The 22,732-nt window shown below is 71.9% G+C and carries 19 protein-coding genes; 3 read left to right on the forward strand and 16 right to left on the reverse strand.

Features of this window, described 5'->3' with window-relative positions; translation table 11 throughout:
* The 8 genes from atpA to GA0070561_RS24950 all read right to left on the reverse strand — a co-directional run bounded on the left by atpA (position 1) and on the right by GA0070561_RS24950 (position 6,421).
* A complete protein-coding gene (gene atpA, locus GA0070561_RS24915; RefSeq protein ID WP_091405887.1) occupies positions 1 to 1,653 on the reverse strand; it encodes a F0F1 ATP synthase subunit alpha in 1,653 nt (550 codons plus the stop codon).
* 141 nt (positions 1,654 to 1,794) lie between these two features.
* Positions 1,795 to 2,616, reverse strand: coding sequence for a F0F1 ATP synthase subunit delta (locus tag GA0070561_RS24920; RefSeq protein WP_091405889.1), 822 nt, complete (start codon positions 2,614 to 2,616; stop codon positions 1,795 to 1,797).
* A complete protein-coding gene (locus GA0070561_RS24925) occupies positions 2,616 to 3,155 on the reverse strand; it encodes a F0F1 ATP synthase subunit B (protein WP_091406472.1) in 540 nt (179 codons plus the stop codon). Before GA0070561_RS24925 ends, GA0070561_RS24920 begins: the two co-directional genes overlap by 1 nt.
* Before the next feature lie 32 nt (positions 3,156 to 3,187).
* Positions 3,188 to 3,421 carry an ATP synthase F0 subunit C gene (locus GA0070561_RS24930; RefSeq protein ID WP_091405890.1) on the reverse strand — a complete coding sequence of 78 codons (234 nt, stop codon included), beginning with the start codon at positions 3,419 to 3,421 and terminating at the stop codon, positions 3,188 to 3,190.
* A 65-nt stretch (positions 3,422 to 3,486) separates the two neighbouring features.
* The gene (gene atpB, locus GA0070561_RS24935; RefSeq protein ID WP_091405892.1) at positions 3,487 to 4,284 is read right to left on the reverse strand and encodes a F0F1 ATP synthase subunit A; all 798 of its coding nucleotides are present in this window, start codon (positions 4,282 to 4,284) and stop codon (positions 3,487 to 3,489) included.
* Positions 4,285 to 4,295: 11 nt separating this feature from the next.
* Positions 4,296 to 4,532, reverse strand: a complete 237-nt coding sequence (locus tag GA0070561_RS24940) for an AtpZ/AtpI family protein (protein ID WP_091405894.1) — start codon at positions 4,530 to 4,532, stop codon at positions 4,296 to 4,298.
* Positions 4,533 to 4,713: 181 nt separating this feature from the next.
* Complete coding sequence (locus tag GA0070561_RS24945; protein WP_181541090.1) at positions 4,714 to 5,139, reverse strand: ATP synthase subunit I; 426 nt, start codon at positions 5,137 to 5,139, stop codon at positions 4,714 to 4,716.
* Positions 5,132 to 6,421: a serine hydroxymethyltransferase gene (locus GA0070561_RS24950; protein WP_091405895.1), complete on the reverse strand. Its 1,290-nt coding sequence runs from the start codon at positions 6,419 to 6,421 to the stop codon at positions 5,132 to 5,134. Before GA0070561_RS24950 ends, GA0070561_RS24945 begins: the two co-directional genes overlap by 8 nt.
* 35 nt (positions 6,422 to 6,456) lie before the next feature.
* Between GA0070561_RS24950 and GA0070561_RS24955 the strand changes: the two genes are divergently transcribed.
* Positions 6,457 to 7,917: an SDR family oxidoreductase gene (locus GA0070561_RS24955; RefSeq protein ID WP_091405897.1), complete on the forward strand. Its 1,461-nt coding sequence runs from the start codon at positions 6,457 to 6,459 to the stop codon at positions 7,915 to 7,917.
* A 159-nt stretch (positions 7,918 to 8,076) separates the two neighbouring features.
* Here the strand turns inward: GA0070561_RS24955 and GA0070561_RS24960 are convergent, their stop codons facing one another.
* From GA0070561_RS24960 to prmC, 4 genes are all read right to left on the reverse strand, one after another.
* A complete protein-coding gene (locus GA0070561_RS24960) occupies positions 8,077 to 10,188 on the reverse strand; it encodes a transglycosylase domain-containing protein (protein ID WP_091405899.1) in 2,112 nt (703 codons plus the stop codon).
* A gap of 106 nt (positions 10,189 to 10,294) precedes the next feature.
* On the reverse strand, positions 10,295 to 10,906 hold the full coding sequence (locus GA0070561_RS24965; protein ID WP_091405900.1) for an arsenate reductase/protein-tyrosine-phosphatase family protein: 612 nt from the start codon (positions 10,904 to 10,906) through the stop codon (positions 10,295 to 10,297).
* Positions 10,907 to 11,554, reverse strand: coding sequence for an L-threonylcarbamoyladenylate synthase (locus GA0070561_RS24970; protein WP_091406475.1), 648 nt, complete (start codon positions 11,552 to 11,554; stop codon positions 10,907 to 10,909).
* Complete coding sequence (gene prmC, locus GA0070561_RS24975) at positions 11,554 to 12,501, reverse strand: peptide chain release factor N(5)-glutamine methyltransferase (protein WP_091405903.1); 948 nt, start codon at positions 12,499 to 12,501, stop codon at positions 11,554 to 11,556. The genes GA0070561_RS24970 and prmC overlap by 1 nt, the downstream gene beginning before the upstream one ends.
* A 73-nt stretch (positions 12,502 to 12,574) precedes the next feature.
* Between prmC and GA0070561_RS24980 the strand changes: the two genes are divergently transcribed.
* Entirely contained in the window at positions 12,575 to 14,119 is a 1,545-nt protein-coding gene (locus tag GA0070561_RS24980; protein WP_091405906.1) for a GGDEF domain-containing protein, read from the forward strand.
* Between the two features lie 42 nt (positions 14,120 to 14,161).
* Here GA0070561_RS24980 and prfA read toward each other — a convergent pair whose 3' ends face one another.
* Together prfA and rpmE are read right to left on the reverse strand one after the other, a co-directional pair.
* Positions 14,162 to 15,250 (reverse strand): peptide chain release factor 1, encoded by a 1,089-nt coding sequence (gene prfA, locus GA0070561_RS24985; protein ID WP_091405908.1) that lies wholly within the window; start codon positions 15,248 to 15,250, stop codon positions 14,162 to 14,164.
* Between the two features lie 133 nt (positions 15,251 to 15,383).
* Positions 15,384 to 15,608 (reverse strand): 50S ribosomal protein L31, encoded by a 225-nt coding sequence (rpmE, locus tag GA0070561_RS24990; protein WP_030333150.1) that lies wholly within the window; start codon positions 15,606 to 15,608, stop codon positions 15,384 to 15,386.
* A 275-nt stretch (positions 15,609 to 15,883) separates the two neighbouring features.
* Here rpmE and GA0070561_RS24995 point away from each other — a divergent pair, with 275 nt between their 5' ends.
* Entirely contained in the window at positions 15,884 to 16,780 is an 897-nt protein-coding gene (locus GA0070561_RS24995) for a phosphatase domain-containing protein (protein ID WP_091405910.1), read from the forward strand.
* A 43-nt stretch (positions 16,781 to 16,823) separates the two neighbouring features.
* Here the strand turns inward: GA0070561_RS24995 and GA0070561_RS25000 are convergent, their stop codons facing one another.
* Positions 16,824 to 20,303, reverse strand: coding sequence for a phosphodiester glycosidase family protein (locus GA0070561_RS25000; RefSeq protein ID WP_091405913.1), 3,480 nt, complete (start codon positions 20,301 to 20,303; stop codon positions 16,824 to 16,826).
* 193 nt (positions 20,304 to 20,496) lie between these two features.
* A complete protein-coding gene (rho, locus tag GA0070561_RS25005; RefSeq protein WP_091405916.1) occupies positions 20,497 to 22,644 on the reverse strand; it encodes a transcription termination factor Rho in 2,148 nt (715 codons plus the stop codon).
* Positions 22,645 to 22,732 lie beyond the last annotated feature (88 nt).

Consider the following 22,732-nt stretch of genomic DNA (forward strand, 5'->3'; position numbering starts at 1 on the left):
TCAGCTCTCGGCCGGGCGGTCGGTCGCGCCGTCGCGGAAGCGGGTCACCGTCTCGCGGTTCTCGTCGCCCTCAAGCGGCGCGGCCGGCGCGTCGTTGACCTTGCGCTCGTCCTCCTTGCCGAGGAAGACCTGCTTGAACTCGGCGATCGCGCTGTCCAGCGAGCCGATGATGTCATCGTTCCACTGGTTGTCGGCGATGCCGGCCAGCACACCCTGGTGCTTGTGCCGCAGGTACTGGAGGAACTCCGACTCGAAGCGCCGGACCTCGCCCACCGGAATGTCGTCCAGCTTGCCCTCGGTGCCGGCCCAGACCGAGACGACCTGCTCCTGCACCGGGAACGGCGAGTAGTTCGGCTGCTTGAGCAGCTCCACCAGGCGCGAACCGCGGTCCAGCTGGGCCCGGGAGGCCCGGTCCAGGTCGGAGGCGAAGGCGGCGAACGCCTCCAGCTCGCGGTACTGGGCGAGGTTGAGCCGCAGCGAACCGGCGACCTTCTTCATCGGCTTCACCTGCGCGGCGCCACCGACCCGGGAGACCGAGGTACCGACGTTGATCGCCGGACGAACGCCCTGGTTGAACAGGTCGGTCTCCAGGAAGATCTGGCCGTCGGTGATCGAGATGACGTTGGTCGGGATGAAGGCCGAGATGTCGTTGGCCTTCGTCTCGATGATCGGCAGACCGGTCATCGAGCCGCCACCCAGCTCGTCGGAGAGCTTCGCGCAGCGCTCCAGCAGGCGGGAGTGCAGGTAGAAGACGTCACCCGGGTACGCCTCACGGCCCGGCGGGCGACGCAGCAGCAGCGACACGGCGCGGTACGCCTCAGCCTGCTTGCTCAGGTCGTCGAAGACGATCAGAACGTGCTTGCCGCCGTACATCCAGTGCTGCCCGATGGACGAGCCGGTGTACGGGGCGAGGTACTTGAAGCCAGCCGGGTCGGAGGCCGGCGAGGCGACGATGGTGGTGTACTCCATCGCGCCCGCCTCCTCGAGCTGCCCCTTGATGGAGGCGATCGTGGAGGCCTTCTGGCCGATGGCGACGTAGATGCAGCGAACCTGCTTCTTCGGGTCGCCGGTGCGCCAGTTGTCCCGCTGGTTGAGGATGGCGTCCAGAGCGACAGTGGTCTTGCCGGTCTTCCGGTCACCGATGATCAGCTGCCGCTGACCCCGACCGATCGGGGTCATCGCGTCGATGGCCTTGATGCCGGTCTGCAGCGGCTCGTCGACGGACTGCCGGGACATCACGTTCGGAGCCTGCAGCTCCAGCTCGCGGAAGCCCTCGTTGGCGATGTCGCCGAGCGCGTCGATCGGCTCACCGAGCGCGTTGACCACGCGGCCGAGGAAGGCGTCGCCGACCGGAACGGAGAGAACCCGCTCGGTGCGCTTGACGCGCTGCCCTTCCTCCAGCTTGGCGGAGTCACCGAGAACGACGACACCGATCTCCCGCACGTCGAGGTTCAACGCCACGCCGAGCGTGCCGTCCTCGAACTCCAGGAGCTCGTTGGTCATGGTCGAGGGCAGGCCCTCGACGTGGGCGATACCGTCACCGGTGTCGGCGACGGTGCCGACCTCCTCGCGGGAGACGTCGGACGAGTAGGAAGAGACGTAGCGCTCCAGGGCGCCGCGGATCTCCTCCGTCGAGATGGTCAGCTCGGCCATCCTCTGCTTCCTTAAAATTCAGGGGCCCGGGATACCTAGTACCGACCGGTCCGAATGGCGTCTGTCAATCCGGGCGCTGAGCGGCGGAGCCACCCCAACGCTGGGCGGCGGAGCCGCTCAGCCGCGGGGCGGCGAAGCCGATCAGCGCTTCGCGAGCGCGTTGCGGGTCTCGTTGAGGCGGCGCAGGACGGTGCCGTCGTACAGGTCGGAGCCGACCCGCACGCTCACGCCACCCAGGACGTGGGGGTCCACCGTCTGCTTGACGGAGACCTCTCGACCGTATATCGCGGCGAGGCTCGCACCCAGCCGGCGCTCCTCCTCGTCACTCAACGGGGCCGCCACGGTGACGTAGGCCACCTGACGGTCCCGCCGTTCGGCGGCGAGTTCCACGAGCCGGGTGAGCGATCCGCTGAAGGAACGCCCCCCGAAGCCGGCAAGCGCCACCTCGACGAGGCGGACGGTGGCCAGGTGGGCCTTGCCCGAGAGCAGCTCGCCGACCAGGACCCCCCGCCGGTCCACCGGGACCGCGGGGTTGGACAGCACCGCCGAGAGCTCGGGCTGGCCGGCAACGACCTGCCCGAAGCGGAACAGCTCGTCCTCGACCTCGCCGAGATCGCCGGAGGCCTCGGTGCTGGCCAGTGCCGCCTCCACGCCGAGCCGCTCGACGCCGTCGAGCAACTCCGACGGCGCCGACCAACGGCCGGACACCAGCGCGGCGAGCAGGTCGAGCGCGCCGTCACCGATCTTGCCGCGCAGCATCCCGCCGAGCAGTTCGGCGCGGTCAGCGCCGGACCGGGCCGGGTCCGAGAGGGCCCGGCGCAGCCGCGGCTCGCGCCGCAGCAGCCCGGCAACGGCGAGCAGGTCGTTGGCGGTGTGTGCCGCCGTGACCGCGTCGGTGCCGCGGACGTACGCGTCGAGGCGCTCGGCCCCGGCCTTGTACGACTCCCGGCTGGCGGCCTGCATCAGCGGGCCCCCGTGCTCTCGAGACCGCTCAGGAACCGGTCGACGGTGCCCTTGCGCCGTGCCTCGTCGGCCAGCGACTCGCCAACGATCTTGCTGGCCAGGTCCACCGCGATCGTGCCGACCTCCGCGCGCAGCTCGCGCACGATGGTGGCCCGCTCGGCGGCGAGCGCGTCCTTGCCCGCCTGGATGACCCGGTCGGACTCTTCCCGCGCCTTGGCGAGGATGTCCTGCCGGATGCCCTCGGCGTCGGCCCGCGCGTCGTCACGGATCTTGGCGGCGTCGGTCCGGGCCTCAGCGAGCTGGGCACGGTACTGCTCGAGCAGCTGGTTCGCCTCGGCCTGGGCGGCCTCGGCGCGCTTGATGCCGCCCTCGATCGCGTCGACCCGAGCCTGGAACGTCTGCTCCATGCGCGGGAACACGAACTTCATCAGCACGAAGCAGAGCACGGCGAAGGCGACCGTGCCGACCACGATCTCCTGCCAGATCGGAATGATCGGGTTGTGCTCTGACTCACCACCCTCGGCGGCGAGGAGGAACAACATGGGTGACCTCCCGGTCGGAAGGGGCGGGATCAGCCGGCCCAGATGAAGCCGAAGGCGATGCCGAACAGCGCGAGCGCCTCGATGACGGCGAAGCCGATCCAGACGTACGGCAGGGTCATGCGCGACGACTCGGGCTGCCGGGCGGTCGACTGGATGTAGGCGGCGAAGACCAGGCCAACGCCGATGCCCGGGCCGATGGCGGCGAGACCGTAGCCGATGGCAGCGGTGCTACCGGTGACCTCGGCGAGAACGCTAGCGTCCATTGGTGTGGTTCCTCCTGGTTATCACGCGTGACTCTCACGCGGGACGACAACGGTTGGTGCGTGGATCAGTGCTCTTCGGCGAGCGCACCCTGGATGTAGCTGGCGCTCAGCACGGTGAAGACGTAGGCCTGCAGGACGATGACCAGCGCCTCGAGGAGGGTCAGCGCCACGGTCATCACCCAGGAGACCACCGAGATCGGCGCCAGCCAGGCGTTGGCGTTGAGCATCGCGAAGCCGCCGAGCGTGAAGACCAGCAGGAGCATGTGGCCGGCGAACATGTTGGCGAAGAGACGAACGGCCAGCGAGAACGGCCGGATGATGAAGGTCGAGAACGCCTCGATCGGGATCAGCAGCGGCAGGATGTACCACGGTGCCGGTGGGATCAGGGCGTGCTTGAAGTATTTGCCGAAGCCGTGGTGCCGGATGCCGATGTAGTTGAACAGCACGTAGCTGATCACCGCGAGGATCGCCGGGAAGGCGATGTGCGAGTTCGGCGAGATCTGGAAGAGCGGAATGATCGCGAACGCGTTCGTCAGCAACACGAAGCAGAACAGCGTCGTGAAGTAGGGAGCGAACCGCACGCCCTGGTGACCGATCATGTCGACCGAGATGTTGTTCCGGACGAAGCCGTAGATCGACTCGGCGAACCACTGCTTCTTGGTCGGCACCAACTTCGGGTTCCGATAGGTCGCCAGGAAGAAGATGATCAGAACGCCGACCGCGATCCAGATCATCAGCGTGAACTTGGTGAACCACGGAGCGTTCTCCACACCCCAGGGCGCGATCGCGGGCAGGTAGAAGTCGTCCACACTGGGTGGGAATGCCGCCTGGCCCGCTGCCAGAACGTTCGCCTGTCCGAACACCGTGTCCCTTCCTAAGTAGGCGTGCCGAGCCGACGGACGACGAGGATGATCCCCCCGGTCACGCCGAGCACGACGCCGATCCCGGTGGCGACGCCACCGGTATCGAGCCACTGGTCGACCAGCCAGCCGATGAAACCCCACACGAGCATTCCTCCGATGAGGTAGCTGAGCGCGGTCCAACCCTGACCGGCGCCGGACGGATAATCGTCCGGTTCACCGGCGGGACGGGGGGTTTGGTCACCAGCCATGACGGGGCGAACGATATCAGCCGGGAAGACGAGGCTGTGCCTCACCCCCCGCACAACCGTCGTTGTGTGGGCTTCTCGTGGGCGCCGTCGTCTGTGGGCACGCTACTCCCCTTCCGCCCGTCGGAAAATGACCGGAGGCCGACACATTGCGGCGCGTCCGCTGGTTGGGACGACCGCCGGGTCAGCCGCGCGGCCGGCGAGCGTGTACCGCGGTCAGCCACCAGAGGTGCACCGCTGTCCACACTGCCACCCCGGCGACGATGCCAAGGCAGAGAGGGATCAAACCGGGCCAACCGGTCGACGCCACCGCCACCAGCACCACACCCAGCAGGCTGAACTTCAGCACGTACAGGCCCACCCCGAGCGGCAGCAGCAACTGCGGGTTGACCTGGTCGGCCCGGGCCAGCACCACGGTGGTGAGGGTGTAGCTGAGCACCGTGACGCCCACGCCGGCCGCCGCGCCGAGCGCGGCCGTCACGCCACCGGTCACCCCGCCCACCACCGCGGCGACCGCCGCGAGCGCCGCCGACGCGCCCAACAGCACCGGCAGGTGCCGCAGCCGCCACCGCCGGTCGGTGTCCGGCTCGACCACCCCGGGCTCAGCCACGGGGGTACGCCGGGAACGCCGCGACCAGCTCGGACACCTCGGCACCGAGCCGGGTCAACTCGTCGGCCCCGCCCGGAGCACCGGGATCGGTGCGTACCGCACGGGCGATCAGCGTCGCCACCTGGCGCAGCTCCCCCTCGCGCATCCCCTGCGTGGTGACGCTCGGTGTGCCCACCCGGATGCCGGAGGCCACCATCGGGGGCTGCGGGTCGTACGGGATGGCGTTCTTGTTCAGGGTGATCGACGCGGCGTCGCAGCGGCGCTCGGCCTCGGTGCCGGTCACCCCCAGTTCCCGCAGGTCGATCAGGGCGAGGTGGGTGTCGGTGCCACCGGACACCGGGCGCATCCCCTCGTCGGCCAGCCCGGCGGCGAGCGCCTGGGCGTTGCTGACCACCTGCCGGGCGTACGTCTGGAACTCCGGCTGGGCGGCCTCGCGCAGCGCGACCGCCTTGGCGGCGACCGCGTGCATCAGCGGGCCGCCCTGGGTGAACGGGAAGACCGCCTTGTCGATCCGCTGGGCCAGCGACTCGCGGCACAGGATCATGCCGCCGCGCGGCCCGCGCAGCACCTTGTGGGTGGTGGCGCAGACGACATCGGCGTACGGCACCGGGGACGGGATCGCCCGACCGGCGACCAGGCCGATGAAGTGCGCCGCGTCCACCATCAGGTACGCGCCGACCTCGTCGGCGATCTCCCGGAACCGCGCGAAGTCGATCAGGCGCGGGTACGCGGTGGCCCCACAGATGATCAGCTTGGGTCGGTGCGCCCGCGCCAGGTCCCGTACCTCGTCGTAGTCGATCTGCTCGGTGTCCGGCCGGACCGGGTAGCCGACCGGGTGGAACCACTTGCCGGAGAAGTTCACCCGGCTGCCATGGGTGAGGTGCCCGCCGTGCGGCAGGTCCATCGCCAGCACCGTGTCCCCCGGCTGCACCAAGGCGGCGTACGCGGCCAGGTTGGCGCTCGCCCCGGAGTGCGGCTGGAGGTTGGCGTGCTCGGCCCCGAAGAGCTCCTTGGCCCGGGCGATGCCGATCTCCTCGGCCCGGTCCACCTCGGCGCAGCCGCCGTAGTAGCGCCGACCCGGGTAACCCTCGGCGTACTTGTTGGTCAGCGTCGAACCGAGCGCGGCCAGCACCGCCGGCGAGGTCAGGTTCTCGCTGGCGATGAGCTGCAGGCCGCCGCGCAACCGGTCCAACTCGCCGAGGACCACCCCGGCGATCTCCGGGTCGGTGGCCCTGAGCTGCGCGAAATCCGGCCCCCAGAAGGTGCTCGTCTCGGTCTCCACAGCGAACGAGTCTAGGGGGCCGCAGACTGGGACCTGTGAGATGCCTCGTCACCGGAGCGACCGGCTACATCGGCGGGCGGCTGACGCCGCTGCTGCTCGCCGACGGGCACACCGTGCGCTGCCTCGCCCGCAAGGCGGTGCGGCTGCGCGACGTGCCCTGGGCCTCGGCGGCCGAAATCGTCGAAGGAGACCTGAGTCGACCGGAGACGCTGGCCGCCGCGTTCGCCGACGTGGACGTCGCGTACTTCCTGGTGCACTCGTTGGGCCGGTCCGACTTCGAGGCGGTCGACCGGACGGCGGCGACCAACTTCGCGGCGGCGGCGCGCGCGGCCGGCGTACGTCGGATCGTCTACCTGGGCGGTCCGTTGCCGGCGACCGACGCGGTCCCCTCGCCGCACCTGCGCTCCCGGGCCGAGGTGGGCCGGATCCTGCTGGGCAGCGGGGTGCCCACGGCGGTGCTCCGCGCCGCGGTGATCATCGGGTCCGGCTCGGCGTCGTTCGAGATGCTGCGGTACCTGACCGAGCGGCTACCGGCCATGATCACGCCACGCTGGGTGCGCAACCGGATCCAGCCGATCGCCGTCCGCGACGTGCTGAGCTACCTGGTCGGCTGCACCGCCCTGCCGGAGGAGGTCAACCGGGGCTTCGACATCGGCGGGCCGGACGTGCTCACCTTCCGCGAGATGATGCAGCGCTACGCCCGGGTGGCCGGGCTGCGCCGGCGGATCATCGTGCCGGTCCGGGTGCTCACCCCGTCGCTCTCCTCGCACTGGGTCGGTCTGATCACCCCGGTGCCGAACAAGATCGCCCGCCCGCTGGTGGAGAGCCTGATCCAGGAGGCGGTCGCGGACGAACACGACATCGCCCGCTACGTCCCGGACCCGCCGGGCGGGCTGACCGGCTTCGACGACGCGGTGGCGCTGGCGCTGACCAAGGTGCGCGACGCCCAGGTGGAGACCCGCTGGTCGAACGCGAGCGGCCCGGACGCACCCGCCGAGCCACTGCCCACCGACCCGGTGTGGTCCGGTGGCACCGCCTACACCGACGTCCGGGAGCGGACGGTGGACGCTCCACCCGCGGCGCTCTGGCGGGTCGTCGAGGGCGTCGGCGGCGAACACGGCTGGTACTCGTTCCCCCTCGCCTGGTCGATCCGCGGCTGGCTGGACCGGCTGGCCGGCGGGGTCGGGCTGCGCCGGGGTCGACGCGACCCGCACCGCCTCCAGGTCGGTGAGGCGCTGGACTTCTGGCGGGTCGAGGAGATCGTCCCGGGCGAGTTGCTGCGACTGCGCGCCGAGATGCGGCTACCCGGCCGGGCCTGGCTGGAGATGCGGGTGCTTCCGGCCGACGACGGCCGCAGCCGCTACCAGCAACGCGCCGTCTTCCTGCCACGCGGCCTGCCGGGGCACGCCTACTGGAAGTCGGTGGCCCCGTTCCACGCGGTGGTCTTCGGCGGAATGGCCCGCAACATAGCCCGCAACGCCGAACAACCCCGCTGACCCCGCTCCCCGCTCCCCGCTCCCCGCTCCCCGCTCCCCGCTCCCCGCTCCCCGCTCCGGCGATCTTGCACTTTGTGTTGCCGATTTGCGAGCCTTGGGCACGTTTTGTCACGGCAGAAAGTGCAAGATCGGCGGGCGGGGTGGGGCGGGGTTTGGGGGTTAGTTGCCGGCTTGGGGTTGGGTTTGGAAGGCGGTTCGTTCGCTCGGCGGGACGAAGTCGCGGACCGGTTGGTCGCGCAGGGCGAAGGCGAGCACCTCGCCGACCGCGTTCACCAGCTGGGCCTGCACCGCCTGACCGACCGCGTCCCGGGGATCGTCCGGGTTCGCGGCCATCGAGGCGACCGCGAGCTGCGGCGTGAACGCCACCACCGTCTCCGTCTCGTACCGTTCCGAACTGCCGGTCTTGCCCGCCACTGGACGGCCGAGCTTCGCCCGCAACCCGGGTGCGGTGGCGCCGTCGCAGCGCCCGTACATCGACTGGTCGCCGACCGGGCAGCGGGCCGCGTCGGTGGCCGCCCTCGCCACGTCGGGGTCGAGCACCTGTCGGCAGTCCGGCTTGGCGGCGTCGACCGGCCGACCGCCCGAGTCGGTGATCGAGACCACCGGCAGCGGCGCACACCAGGTCCCCTCGGCCGCAACCGTGGCGTACGCGCTGGCCAGGTCCAACGGGGTGGTCGCTGCCACGCCCAGGGTGAACGGACCCCAGTCCTTCGCGCCGTAGCGGGCCAGCTTGGCGTCGGACTCGGCCCGCAGCACGATGCCGAGCCGCTCGGCCATCTCCACCACCCGGTCGGCGCCGACCTTCTCGGTGAGCCAGGCGAAGTACGTGTTCACCGAGCGGCCGAACGCGCTCCACATGGTGCGGGGGCCGTCCATCGACGACGGGCTGGCGTTCGCCGGGCACCACCGTCCGTCGCAGCTCGCTCCCCCGGTCACCGGGAAGCGGGTGAGCAACTGGGTCGGCGCCACGAAGTCGGTCGACAGCGGCAGGCCGGCCTCCAGCGCGGCCAGCAGGGTGAAGAGCTTGAACGTCGAGCCGCCCTGGTACCCCTCGATCGCGCCGCCGCCGGCGATCAACTGGTTGACGGTGTTCGGGCGGTTCTTCTGCCCGACCGGGTTGTCCGCCACGCTGTAGGCGCGGTTCACCGACATCGCCAGCACCCGCCCGGTGCCCGGTTGCACCACGGCGGTGGGCACCGCCTCGGCCCTGGTCTTCGGATAGATCTTCAGCACCTGCTCGGTGGTGGCCCGCTGCACTCCCGGGTCCAGCGACGACACGATGGAGAACCCGCCCCGGCGCAGCGCGCGCTGCCGCTCGTCGGCGGTCGCCCCGAACGCGGACTGGCTACTCCACCAGCGGGTGAACCAGTCGCAGAAGAAGCCCCAGTCGTTGTGCGTGTCGAGTACGCCAGTGCAGTCGTTCGGGGTCTCGCTGGGCCGCAGTTGCAGCGGTTCGGCGCGCGCCGCCGCCGCCGCGTCCGCCGGCACCTGCCCCGACTCCACCAGCCGCTCCAACACGTACGACCGCCGGGCCACCGCGCTGTCGGCGTCGCCGTTGATCGGATCGTCGCTGTCCGGCGAACGCACCAGACCGGCGAGCAGTGCCGCCTGGGCCAGGGTCAGCTCGGCCGGGGAGCGGGAGAAGTACCGCTTGCTGGCCGCCGCGATGCCGTACGCCCCGGCACCGAAGTAGGCGATGTTGAGGTAGCGGGTCATGATCTCGTCCTTGTCGAGCTCCCGCTCCAACGCGAGCGCGTACCGCATCTCCTGGAGCTTGCGGACGGTGGTGAGCTCGGTGGCGGCGTTCCGCTGCGCCTCGGTCAGTCGGGGATCGTTGCTGAGCACGTTGCGGACGTACTGCATGGTCAGCGTGGAGGCGCCCTGTCGGGTCTGGCCGTCGCGCTTGTTGACGGTGAACGCGCGCACCACGCCCCGCAGGTCGACCCCGCTGTGCTGGTAGAACCGGACGTCCTCGGCGGCCACGATCGCCTGACGCATCACGGGAGCCACCTCGTGCAGCGGCACGTCCACCCGGTCCTCCTGGTAGAAGGAGGTGATCAGGGTGGTGCCGTCGTTGGCGTAGAGGTTGGAGCGCTGCGCGGTGGGCGGCGTCCGGAGTGTGTTCGGCAGCTCCGAGTACGGCGTCGACAGGGCACTGAAGCCGATCCCGAAGACCAGGGCCGCGGGTAGGGCGGCGGCGGCCAGCACCAAACCGGCCAGCACTCCGGCGATCACCACGGTCAGCAGTTTGTCGAGTTGGGCCCGGATCATCAGCTCTCCCCGCAGGAGCCGGTCACGCTAGGACCCGTTCAGAATGACCCGGAACGCCCCTTTAGCCCTGGGTTTTCACCAAACCCGGAGGAAACTCGCACCACGCTCAGGGCAGCAGCGCGCCGGCCAGCGGGTGGACCGTCTCCTCGATCTCGTCGGCGACCCGGCTGAAGCACTGGTCGCCACGACCCCACGGGTCGTCCAGATCATCGGTGGCCAGCGCCGAAGCGCCCAGCCGCGCGTCATGCGCCGCCGCCACCAGGGCCACCCCCCGGGCGTACACGGCGTCCGGGGTGGCGTCACCCGGCGGCAGCGCGGCGGCGTCCACCGCGGCCAGCAGCCGGCCGAACTCGCCCAGCACGAACGTGCGGGCCGCCGCGTCCGGACGAAGCGCGACCACGTACTCCTGCTGGTCGGCGGTGGCGGTCAGGACCAGGTCGGCGGCGTCGATGTGGTCCGAGCGCAGCTTGCGCGCGGCGAACCCGGCCACGTCCCCACCACGGCCGGTGACCTGCCGTGCCGCCGGCGGGTTCATCTCCTCGCCCGCGTGCCAGCCACCCGTGCCGGCGCTGTGGCTGTGCACCAACTCCTCGGCCTGGGCCGGGTCCTGCGAACGCCGGGTCAGCCGCTCCCGCACCGCCAGGGCGAGCAGCCGCTCCGCCATCGGCGAGCGGCAGATGTTGCCCATGCAGACGTGCAGAACAGTGAACGGGGGCACTCAGACCGCCCGACCGTCGACGAGATCCGGAACCACGTCACGCAGCTTCTCCAGCGGGATCGCCCCGGCCCGCAGCAACTGCGGCACCTCACCGGTCAGATCCACGATCGTGCTGGGCACCGGGTCCGGGCAGGGGCCGGCCTCCAGGTAGGCCCGCACCGAGTAGCTGAGCTGGTCACGCGCCTCGTCGGCGGTGACCGCGGCCGGCTGGCCGGTCTTGTTGGCCGACGAGACCGCCATCGGGCCGGTCTCGCGCAGCACCTCCAACGCCACCGGGTGCAGCGGCATCCGCACCGCCACCGTGCCGGTCTTGTCGCCCAGGTCCCACTGAAGGCTCGGCGAGTGCTCGACCACGATGGTCAGGGCACCCGGCCAGAACGCCTCCACGAGGTCCCGTGCGGCAGTGGGCAGCGAGAAGACCAACCCGTCCAGGGTGTGCCGCGAGCCGATCAGCACCGGCGGCGGCATCTGCCGGCCCCGGCCCTTGGCATCGAGCAGCGCCTTCACCGCGTACGGGGTGAACGCGTCCGCGCCGATCCCATACACGGTGTCCGTCGGAAGAACGACCAGCTCGCCGTTCTTGACCGCCTCGATCGCCGCAGCGATGCCGCGGTCCCGATCGGCGGGCGACCGGCAGTCGTAGAGCATCACGAGGAGTCAGTCTGCCACGCCGCCCCGATCGGGGCGTGCTGGCCGTCCGCCCGTCGGGACGCGGTCGCGTAGCGGGGACGCCCGGTGAGGTCCAGATGCTCCGCGACAGCGGTGAAGCCGCCGTCCCGGGCGAGCAGCTCCGGCACCGCCGCGCCGTGAGTGTCGTCGTGCTCGACGCCGAACACGCCCCCCGGGCGCAACAGCACCGCCGCCCTGGCGACGACCGGCCGGATCACCACCAGACCGTCCGCGCCGCCGAAGACCGCCTCCGCCGGGTCGTGCCCGGCGACCTCCGGCGGGACCACCACGTCGTCCGGCACGTACGGCGGGTTGCAGAGCAGCACGTCCACCCGGCCCACCAGCTCGGCCAGCAGGTCCGGCGCTGTCACATCGGCCTCGACGACCTCGATCGGTCGGTCTCCCGCCGCGGCGCGCTCCGCCGCGTTGCGCCGCAACCAGGCCAGCGCCGCCGGAGACCGCTCCACCGCGATCACCCGCGCTCCCGGCAGCTCCTGAGCCACGGCCAGGGCGATCGCGCCCGAGCCGCTGCACAGGTCCACCACCACCGGGTCAGGCCGGCCCTGGGCCTGCTCGACACCCCAGCCGGCCAACAGCTCGGTCTCCGGCCGGGGCACGAAGACACCCGGGCCGACCGACAACTCCAGGTGCCGGAACCCGGCCCGACCGGTCAGGTGCTGCAACGGCTCGCGCGCGACGCGGCGGCGCGTCAACTCGTCGAGCCGCACCAGCTGGTCGTCGCTGAGGTCGTCGGCGAGAGCCAACCGACCCCGGGGCACCCCCAGCACGTACGCCGCCAGCAACTCGGCCTCCACCCGGGCGGAGCCGACCCCGGCGGCGGCGAGCGCGCGGGCCGCTCGGGCCACCGCGGCGGACGGCCGGATGGGGCCTGTCCCTTCGGGGGGGTGTTGCGGCAAAGTACTCACGACATAATCATGAAGCGTCGCGGGCGGCGTGACGAACAGGTGCGCCCAGGCGCGCACGACAGGAGGTTGGCGGGTGGGCTGGCTCGACCGGGTCGATGACCAGGTTGACGCCCTGACGCACGCCCGGGCGTTGCAGGAGGCCAGCCGCTCCGCGGAGGCGTACGTCCTGCTGGAGCGTGTGATCCGCACCACCAACGACCCGGCGGCGCGAGCGGACGCGATGGTGCAGCGCCTCTCCGCGCTGATCAATCTCGGTCGGACCGCGGAGTTCACCCGGGCCATCGAAGAGGCGTCGGCGGCGGTCCGCGACCTCGCCGAGCCCTATCTGCACGGTCACCTCAACGCGCTGGCCGCGCTCGCCGCGCACCACCAGGGCGCACTGGACCGCTGTGTCATGCACCTCGTCCGGGCGGCCCGGGCGCTGGGCGCCGTCGCCGACCCCGACCGGGACACCGCCTGGGGCTGGCACGACCTGGCCATGGCCTACAGCTACCTCAGCTTCCACGGGTACGCCCTGGGGGCCATCGAGCGGGCCCGGCAGCTCGGGCTGACCGCCGGGATCCCGGAGGAGACGTTCGCCGCGCCGGGCATCCGGCTGCGCAACGCCGTGGCCCTGGACCACAACGGCGACAGCGACGGTTGCCTGCGGGTGCTCCGGGACGTGGCCGCCGACCTGACCCGCTTCGTCCGCGCCGGGCGGGCCGGCCAGCTACGCCCGAGCAGCCTCGCCGCGTACGGCTACGCGGCGGCCCGACAGGCCGCGCTCGGCGACCAGGTGGCGACCGAAGGCCCCGAGCCGGCCCGGTTGATCACCCACGGCGGGGACAGCGCCCGCGCCCGCGACCTGCGTCAGCTCGGGCAGGTGTGCCTCGCCGTCGCCGACGGTCGACCGATCGAGGCGGTTGCCCGACTGGACACCGTGCAGGTCTCCAACGAGACGCTCGGGGCGGCCGAGCCGGCCCGGCTGCGCAGCATCGCGTTGACCCGCGCCGGGGACCACCTGGCGGCGCACCGGGCCGACCGGCTGGCGTTCCGGCTCGCCGCGCAACGCAACGACAGGCTGCGCGACGTCTACATCGACGGCATCGCCGCCCGCATCGACCATGAGGAGATGCGCCGCGAGGCGGCACGCTTCGAGGGCGAGGCGTTGACCGACCCGCTCACCGGGCTGCCCAACCGCCGCCGGTTGGAGCGCTACATCACGGCCGTGGTCACCCGCGGCGATCGGGTGGTGATCGGCGTCTGCGACCTGGACGGCTTCAAGGCGGTCAACACCCGGCACGGGCACCACTCGGGCGACCTGGTGCTGCAACGCATCGCCGGTGTGATCAACCGGGTGATGCGCCGGGGCGACTTCGTGGCCCGCTACGGCGGTGACGAATTCGTGGTGGTGCTGCCGGACACCGGCATGACCGAGGCCGCCGAGGTGGCCCGCCGGATCGAGGCCGCGGTCCGCCTGGAGGACTGGGAGTCGTTGGTCCCGGGCACCCCGGTCGGGGTCAGCATCGGCTTCGCCGAGGTCTCCGGTGGCAGCGGGCTGCGCGACGCGCTCAGCGTCGCGTTCGAGCAGGCCGACCGCGAGATGCTCCGCGCCAAGACCCGCCCCCGCGCGAGCTGAGCCCCGGCTGGCGTCGAGGCGCGCCGCGGCTCGGTGCCGCGGTCAGCGGCGGGTCAGCTCGGTGTCGCCGGCGAGCCGGGCGGCCCGGTCGGCCTCGGTGAGGGCGTCCAGCACCCCGTCCAGCTCGCCGCCGAGCGCCAGATCCAGGTTGTACGCGGTGTAGCCGATCCGGTGATCGGTGATCCGGTTCTGCGGGAAGTTGTAGGTGCGGATCCGCTCCGAGCGGTCCACGGTGCGCACCTGGGCCTTGCGCGCGTCCGAGGCGGCGGCGTCGGCCTGCTCCTGCGCGGCGGCGAGCAGCCGGGCCCGCAGGATCCGCATCGCCTGCTCCCGGTTCTGCAACTGGGACTTCTCGTTCTGGCAGGAGACGACGATGCCGGTCGGCAGGTGGGTGATCCGCACCGCCGAGTCGGTGGTGTTCACCGACTGGCCACCCGGGCCGGACGAACGGAACACGTCGATGCGCAGCTCGTTCTGGTCGATGGTGACGTCGACGTCCTCGGCCTCCGGCAGCACCAGCACCCCGGCGGCGCTGGTGTGGATCCGGCCCTGCGACTCGGTCACCGGGACACGCTGCACCCGGTGCACGCCGCCCTCCCACTTGAGCCGCGACCAGACGCCGTTGCCGCCGTCCGGCACACCCTTGGTCTTGATCGCGAGGGAGACGTCCTTGACCCCGCCGAGGTCGGAATCCTGCGCGTCGATCACCTCGGTGACCCAGCCGTGCCGCTCGGCGTACCGGGTGTACATCCGCAGCAGGTCACCGGCGAACAGCGCCGACTCCTCGCCACCCTCACCGGCCTTGATTTCGACGATCACGTCCTTGGCGTCGTGCGGGTCGCGCGGAATGAGCAGCTCGGCGAGCCGCTCCTCCAGCACCGGCAGGGACCCGGCGATGGCGTCCGCCTCAGCCGCGAAGGACGGGTCCTCGGCGGCCAGCTCACGAGCCGCGGCCAGATCGGCGCGGGCCTGCTCCAACTCGTCGGCGGCCTTGTGCAGCGGCACCAGCTCGGCGTACCGGCGGCCGACCCTGCGCGCGGTGGCCTGGTCGGCGTGGATGGCCGGATCGGCCAACCGCTTCTCCAGCTCCGCGTACTCGTCGAGAAGGCCGGCCAGACGCTCGCTGCTCATGCTGCGGATGCTCCTTCGACGGTGCGCGACGACCGGGCCGGGGCCGGGGGGCCAGCGGCCAGGCGGAAACGGAGGAAAATGCGGACGGCGCCCGCGTCCGGTGAAAAACCGGACGCGGGCGCCGAACGAGGAGTTACTTGGCCTTCTTGGCCTGAACCTTGGCGTACTTCTGCTGGAACTTCGCGACCCGGCCGGCGGTGTCGAGAACGCGCTGCTTACCGGTGTAGAACGGGTGGCAGGCGCTGCAGGTCTCGGCGTGGATCGCCCCGCCCTTGGCGGTGCTGCGGGTCGTGAACGTGTTGCCACAGGAGCAGCTGACCTCGGTGGTCACGTACTCCGGGTGGATGTTTGCCTTCATCTCGCCTCGGTCCTCTCGTTGGTGGTCGCCGGGTCGCCGTCATCGCTCGTCGCGCCGTACGCGACGGGCTCGGGCGTGAACCGGAACCGGTGGCCGATTGACCAGTGTGCCATGGGCCTGAGCCGACCCGGTAGTCGGGCCGCACACCTCGTCCGGCATCGTCAACACGTGCCTACCCGTCCGCATTCCCGCCGCCTGGCGGGGCATTCGCGCAGCCGGCGGATCGCCGCCAGGTACCCCGGCCGGGGTACGCCCGTCGAGCCGGAGGTGCGTCGATGACCCGCCTGATCGCCACCCGGGGACTGCCCGCCTCGGGCAAGACGACGTTCGCCCGCACGCTCCAGCCGTCCGTGGTCCGGGTCAACCGGGACGATCTGCGCCGGATGCTGCACGGTGAACGGTTGTTCACCCAGTGGGCCGAGGCGCAGGTGACCGCCGTCCAACGGGCCCAGGTCGAGGCGTTGCTGCGGGCCCGCGCGGACGTCTGCGTGGACGACACCAACCTGCGCTCACGGACGCTGCGTGACTGGGCCGAGTTGGCCGCCCGCCACGGCGCGGACTTCGAGGTGCACGACTTCACCGACGTGCCGCTGGACGAGTGCCTGCGCCGCGACGCCGCCCGACCGGCCGACGACCAGGTCGGCGCGGACGCGATCCGCCGGCTGCACGAGCGGTACCTGGAGGGTCGGGAGTTGCCGTTGCCGGTGCCGCAGGCCCGCACCGGACGCCCCGCAGTGGTGCACCCGCCGTCGGCCGAGCCACCGGAGATCGTCCTGGTGGACATCGACGGCACCGTCGCGCTGGCCGTCTCCCGCAGTCCGTACGACATGACCCGGGTGGGCCAGGACGAGCCGAACGCGGCGGTGATCGCGGCGGTCCGGGCGATGCACGCGGCCGGGTACGGGGTGGTCTTCTGCTCCGGGCGGGACGCCTCCGCCCGGGCGGCCACCGAGGCGTGGCTGGCCCGGCACGTACGAGTGCCCTACCTGGGCCTGCACCTGCGGGCCGTCGGAGACGCCCGGAAGGACTCGATCGTCAAGCGGGAGATCTACGACCGGGAGATCCGGGACCGTTACCGGGTGGCCGGCGTCTTCGACGACCGTGTCCAGGTGGTCCAGATGTGGCGATCCCTCGGTCTCACCGTCTTCCAGGTGGCCGACGGCGACTTCTGAGGTGTCCGGACGGGCCCCGCGCGTGGGGGCCCGTCCGGACAGTTCACCCGGTGACGGTGATGGTGGTCTCGGCACGGGCGCCGTTGACCTCGACCGTTAGCCGTATCGGCGCGCCGGGCCGCAGTGCCGTCAGGGTGCCGGTGGCCGGGTCGAATCGGGCGGTGTGCCAGGGGCGCACCCCGGCCGCCGAGCCGACGTGCACTCCCGGCGAGGCCGACCAGTCGGCGCTGACCGGCGCGGACACCGGGACCGTACGCCCGCCGGGCTGGGTCAGCGTGGCGGTGACCGCCGCGGGGGTGCCGACCGCGACGCTGGCCGGGGCGGCCACCGTGAGGCGGTCGGCGTGCGCGTGGAACTCCGCGTCCACCCAGCGCGGGCCCTCGGCGAGCGGGTCACGGCGGGCCCGGTCGGCCTCGGCCAGGGTCACCGGGTCCACGCCGAACTCCGTCCAGCCGGTGAAGCCGCCCTGGTCGGCAGGGGTGGACGGCGTCTTGCCCGCATTGCCGTTGATCACGTAAGGCACCCCGTCCACCCGATCGGCGTGGAAGGTGCCGACGTGTCCGCCCACGAAGAGCGCGCCCTTGCCGGTGCTGTGCTGGAAGTCGGCCAGCCACTGCTCCAGCAGCGCCGCCTCCTTGCGGTCGCCGAGCTGGCTGGCCTGCGCCGGGCTGGGGTCGCGCGTCGGGTGGTGGTGCAGGACGACGACCGAACCCACGCGCCGGTCGGTGGCCGCCGCGTCCAGCGTCTCGCGGAGCATCCGTACCTGGTCGAAGCCGCCGCCGCGCAGCGTCCCGGTGGACGAGTTCAGCGTGACGAACCGGGTGCCGTTGTGGTCGAACACCCGGGAGGTGGCACCGAACGCGGCCGCGAAGTTGCTGATCGGGGCGCCCATGATCTCGTGGTTGCCGGGCACGTAGTACCAGGGCAGCGCGTCGCCCAACTCCTCGTCGAGGATCCGCCGGGCCAGCGCGAAGTCGGCCGGGTAGGCGGTGTCCACGAAGTCGCCGTTGATCAGGAGGAAGTCCGGCCGGGCCGCCCGCACCTCACGCAACGTCCGCCGGGCCTGGGCGACCAGGTCGCTGTCCGGGTCGGCGGCGACGAACTGGGCGTCGGAGAGCACCGCGAACCGCCACGGCGCGCCGTCCACAGTGCCGTCGCGGACCACCACCCGATCGGTACGCGGGGCCACCTGCGGCACGTCGACCGTCGGGGGCACCTTCGCCACCAGGTCGTCGATGATCACCTCGCTGGTGTACTGCGCCGCGGCGTTCGTCTCGGCCACGTAGAAGCGGCGTACCCGCACCGGGTACTGCACCCCGGCCGGCACCGCGAACTCCACGTACCGCCAGCCGGTCCAGGTGATCAGTGGGCCACGCAGCACGTGCTGGGTGTCCTGGGCGTCGTGCAGGTGCAGGCTGGGCCACTCCCCCGTGCCGTTGCCGTGGATCCACATCCCGAAGGCCTGCGGCTGACCGGGCACCTCGATCCAGGCGGGCGGGTCGGCGTACGCGGCCCGCGTGCCGGTGGACTGGCTGAAGTCGTACGACATGCGCAGGCCGGTGCCGGTGTGCCCGGGCGCCGGCGCGACCGAACCGCTGGCGCGGGCCTGGCTGAACCGCCAGGACGCGGCGTCGTCGAAACCGGCGACCGGCACGTCGGTCAGCCCGACGGTGACCGGCAGGACAGCGCTCGTGCGTCCGACGTGAACGGTCACCAGGCCCGAGCCGGTGTCCCGCAACGCGGCGACGGACAGGTTGCCGTCCCCGGTGGGGGTGATCCGCAGCAGGTCCCGGTCGTAGTCGAGGATGAGGTCGGCCGGCTCGATCGGTGCGGTGTTGCCTTCGGCGTCGTACCCGACCACGCCGACCACTGCGTTGCCGTCCCGGCCGGTCAGCCCGACCCGCGCCGCTGTGGTGCCGATCCGGGCCAGCGGGCCGAGCACCGTGAGGTTCAGCGAGCCGGTGACGCGCCCCCGTGCGGCGGTCACCGTGCTGGCCCCCGGTGCGCCGGCGTGGAACACACCGTCACTGTCGACCCGGCCGCGTACCGCCGGGGTCGCCCGCCAGGTGGGTGCACCGGCCGCGGGGCCGTACGTCTCGTCGTAGCCGGATGCGGTGAGGGTGCGGGTCAGCCCCGGGAAGACCCGGTCGGGCCGCCCACCGCGCACCGGTGAGACGCCCGGGGCGGCGGTGGGGTCGCTGGCCGTCTCGACCCAGTAGCCGGTGAGTCGGCCGCTGCCCTTCGGGGCGTAGATGGCCAGGCCGTTGGGCACAGCCCGCTCGCTGCCGTCCGAGGGGCCGTTCTCCAGCTGCACGGCGGGTGCGCCCGGCTCCCGGGCCAGCAGCGTGGACGATCCGCCACCATCAAGGTTGAGCGCGTGGTGGGCGCCCAGCTCGGCCATCATCCGGCCCATCTCGGTCTGCGTCACGCCACGGCTGTCGACCTGGCGGCCGTCCACCGTCAGCATGATCATCTTTCGACCGTCGGCGCTGAACCCGACGGCGGTGCGGGGGGCGAGGGTCGGGTCGGCGATGCTCTGCACGACGCCGTCGCGGACCAGGACGTTGCCGCCCCCGACCGCCGCGTGCAGGGTGCTGCCGTCGGAGGGCTTCGGCCGCCAGGCCACCGCCACCGGGTCACCGGGGCGCAGGCCGGCCAGCGCGTCCGCGCCGAGGTCGCGGCCGAGAAGCACGGTGCTGCCCGCGACGATCGGGCCGCTACCGGCCACGCTTCCCACCGAGGCCACCCGACCGCCGGTCACGGTGACCTCGACCACCCGGGCTGCGCCCTCCACGGCACGCTGCCGGGAGTACGTCCCCCACAGCTCGGTGAAGGCGCCGATGCCGTCGGCCTGCACCATGTTGTTGAACTGGGTCAGCGGGACCGCCCCGGTGGGCAGGGTGGCGCTGCCGTCGAAGTTCACCTCGATCACCCGGCCGAGCCCGTTCGTGGTGACCGCCACCGCGTTGCGGTGACCGCTGACCCCGGACTGGATCAGCTCGCCGTTCCGGACGCCGACGCCCTGGGCGGCGCCGGAGTTGTTGATGTCGAAGAAGTCGCCGTTGACAGCGGCGACCGCGTGCGACTGGTCCACCGCCTTCCGCAGCGGCTCGGCTCGGCTGACCGCGCCGGAGTTGACGTAGTCGACGGTGGAGCCGCCGGCCAGGTCGGTGGTGAGCGCGTCGGCGCGCAGCCAGCCCTCGGCGTCGTACCGGTCGAAGGACGTCAGCTGCACGCCCGGCGCGACCGGCCTGGTGGCCTTCGTGGTCTCCAGCCCGCCGGCCGGCTCCAGACCACCAGCGTCGGCGGTCGGGGCGGTCGGGGCGGCGGCCAGACTGACCGAGCCGGCCGGGCGGGAGGACGCGGGCGGCGCGTCCTCGGCGATGGTGGGTGAGGCCAGGGACGATGCGGTGGGCGGGTCGATGGTGGGCGCGGCGGTGGCCGGCGGCGACAGGGCCAGGGCGAGCAGCGGCGTCAGCAGCAGGACGCCGGTGCGACGGGCGGATCGTCTGCGGGTACGCATGGACCACAGTCAACCCGGCAATGAATAGAAGTTTCAATACCTGCGGACTGAACCGAAGGAAAATTCCATCACCTGACCGTGCGGGCGTCATCGCCCGCCGGCTGCGCTCCCGCCGGCTGCGGGTCCGGACCGGGGACATGACGAAGGGGCACGGCCATCGCGGCCGTGCCCCTTCGTCGTCACCCGGGGATGGTTACTCCCCCGGCGTCGACTTCGCGATCTGCATCAGGAACTCGATGTTCGTGCGGGACTGCTTGAGCCGGTCCAGCAGGAGATCCATCGCGGCCTGCGAGTCCAGCGAGTGCAGCACCTTCCGGAGCTTGTGGATGATGGCCAGCTCTTCGGGTGCGAGCAGGACCTCTTCCTTACGCGTACCGGACGGGTTGATGTCGATGGCCGGGAAGGTCCGCTTGTCGGCGATCTTCCGGTCCAGCTTCAACTCGGCGTTGCCGGTGCCCTTGAACTCCTCGAAGATGACCGTGTCCGCCATGGACCCGGTCTCCACCAGCGCCGTGGCGATGATGGTCAGCGACCCGCCGTTCTCGATGTTGCGGGCCGCGCCGAGGAAGCGCTTCGGCGGGTAGAGCGCGGTGGAGTCGATACCACCCGACATGATCCGACCGCTGGCCGGCGCCGCCAGGTTGTACGACCGACCGAGCCGGGTCACCGAGTCGAGCAGCACGACGACGTCGTGTCCAAGCTCGACGAGGCGCTTGGCCCGCTCGATGGCCAACTCCGCCACCGTGGTGTGGTCCTGCGGCGGACGGTCGAACGTGGCCGCGATGACCTCGCCCTTGATCGACCGCTGCATGTCGGTGACCTCTTCAGGCCGCTCGTCCACCAGCACCACCATCAGGTGGCACTCCGGGTTGTTGCGGGTGATCGCGTTCGCGATCGCCTGCAGCACCATCGTCTTACCCGCCTTGGGCGGAGACTGGATGAGTGCCCGCTGGCCCTTGCCGATCGGCATGACCAGGTCGATGACCCGGGTGGTCAGGATGTGCGGCTCGGTCTCCAGCCGCAGGCGCTCCTGCGGGTAGAGCGGGGTGAGCTTGTAGAACTCCGGACGACGCCGGGCCTCCTCCGGCTCCATCCCGTTGATCGTGTCCAGCCGCATCAGCGGGTTGTACTTGTCGCGCCGCTGGTCGCCGCTGTTGCCGCCCTCTCGGGCCGCCCGCACCGCACCGGTGATCGCGTCACCGCGGCGCAGGCCGTACTTCTTGATCTGAGACATCGAGACGTACACGTCGTTCGGGCCGGCAAGGTAACCGGTCGTCCGCACGAAGGCGTAGTTGTCGAGCACGTCGATGATGCCGGCCACCGGGACGAGCACGTCGTCCTCGTTGACCTGCGGCTCACGCCCGCCGGTGTCGGCACCGGTCTCGGTGCGCTCGCCGCGCCCGCGGCGACGGTCGCGGAAACGGCTGCGCCGGCCGCGCCGGCCGCCGCCCTCGTCGTCGTCGTCGCTGTCCCGCTCGGCACGCTGACCACGGTCGTTGCGGTCGTTGCGGTCACCGCGGTCGGGTCGGTCGTTGCGCTCGGCCCGCTCACCCCGGTCGGAACGCTCGCCCCGGTCGTTGCGCTCGGCACGCTCGCCACGCTCGGTCCGGTCGTTGCGCTCGCCACGATCGGCACGCTCGGTCCGGTCGTTGCGCTCGCCCCGGTCGGCACGGTCGGCACGCTCGCCCCGGTCGGCACGCTCGGTCCGCTCGCCCCGGTCGGCACGCTCGCCCCGGTCGGCACGCTCGGTCCGCTCGCCCCGGTCGGCACGCTCGGTCCGCTCGGCGCGCTCCGGACGCTCGGCCCGCTCGCGGCGGTTCTCGCCACGGTCGGCCCGCTCGCCGGCTTCCGCCTCGTCGGTACGCGCCTCGGTCGCCCGCGCCTCGGTCGCCCGCGCCTCAGCGGGGCGAGCCTCGGTGGTACGGGCCTCCGCCGTTGCGGTCCGGCTCCGCCGGGTGCGGGTACGGCCCTCGGTCTCGGCGGCCGGCTCGGCCGGCGCCTGCTCGGCACCGCGTCCTTCGGCTGCCGGCCGGTCGGCGGTCTCCCGCACCTCGGCGCGCACCCCCTCGCGGGTCGGGGCGGCCGCGGCCGCGACCTCGGCCCGTGGTCGAGGGGTCCCGGCGGCGTTGCCGCCCTGCCGCTCGGAAATCGCGGCGATCAGCTCGCCCTTGCGCATGCGAGCCGTGCCGGAGATGCCGAGCGACGCAGCCAGGCTCTGCAGCTCTGGCAGCAGCATCGCCGACAGACCGGTGCCGCTACGCCGACGACGGGCGGGAGCGGCGGCGGTGGCATCGCCAGCGACGTTGGAAACATCCGACGTCACGTCGGTGGTGTCGCTCAATGGATTCCTTCCCTCGATAAGGCCGGGACTGCCCGGAGTCGGAGCTCAGGTGGCCGGGCGGCCTCGGTGCACCCGCCTCGCAAGGACG

The sequence above is a fragment of the Micromonospora saelicesensis genome (genome assembly GCF_900091575.1).
GTDB lineage: Bacteria > Actinomycetota > Actinomycetes > Mycobacteriales > Micromonosporaceae > Micromonospora > Micromonospora saelicesensis.

Bases quoted from the DNA above. Each gene is read 5' to 3' on its own strand.
- atpA (WP_091405887.1), bottom strand. From the start codon at position 1,653: ATGGCCGAGCTGACCATCTCGACGGAGGAGATCCGCGGCGCCCTGGAG.
- GA0070561_RS24920 (WP_091405889.1), bottom strand. From the start codon at position 2,616: ATGCAGGCCGCCAGCCGGGAGTCGTACAAGGCCGGGGCCGAGCGCCTC.
- GA0070561_RS24930 (WP_091405890.1), bottom strand. From the start codon at position 3,421: ATGGACGCTAGCGTTCTCGCCGAGGTCACCGGTAGCACCGCTGCCATC.
- GA0070561_RS24940 (WP_091405894.1), bottom strand. From the start codon at position 4,532: ATGGCTGGTGACCAAACCCCCCGTCCCGCCGGTGAACCGGACGATTAT.
- GA0070561_RS24960 (WP_091405899.1), bottom strand. From the start codon at position 10,188: ATGATCCGGGCCCAACTCGACAAACTGCTGACCGTGGTGATCGCCGGA.
- GA0070561_RS24970 (WP_091406475.1), bottom strand. From the start codon at position 11,554: ATGCTCTACGACTGCCGGTCGCCCGCCGATCGGGACCGCGGCATCGCT.
- prfA (WP_091405908.1), bottom strand. From the start codon at position 15,250: ATGAGCAGCGAGCGTCTGGCCGGCCTTCTCGACGAGTACGCGGAGCTG.
- rpmE (WP_030333150.1), bottom strand. From the start codon at position 15,608: ATGAAGGCAAACATCCACCCGGAGTACGTGACCACCGAGGTCAGCTGC.
- GA0070561_RS24995 (WP_091405910.1), top strand. From the start codon at position 15,884: ATGACCCGCCTGATCGCCACCCGGGGACTGCCCGCCTCGGGCAAGACG.
- GA0070561_RS25000 (WP_091405913.1), bottom strand. From the start codon at position 20,303: ATGCGTACCCGCAGACGATCCGCCCGTCGCACCGGCGTCCTGCTGCTG.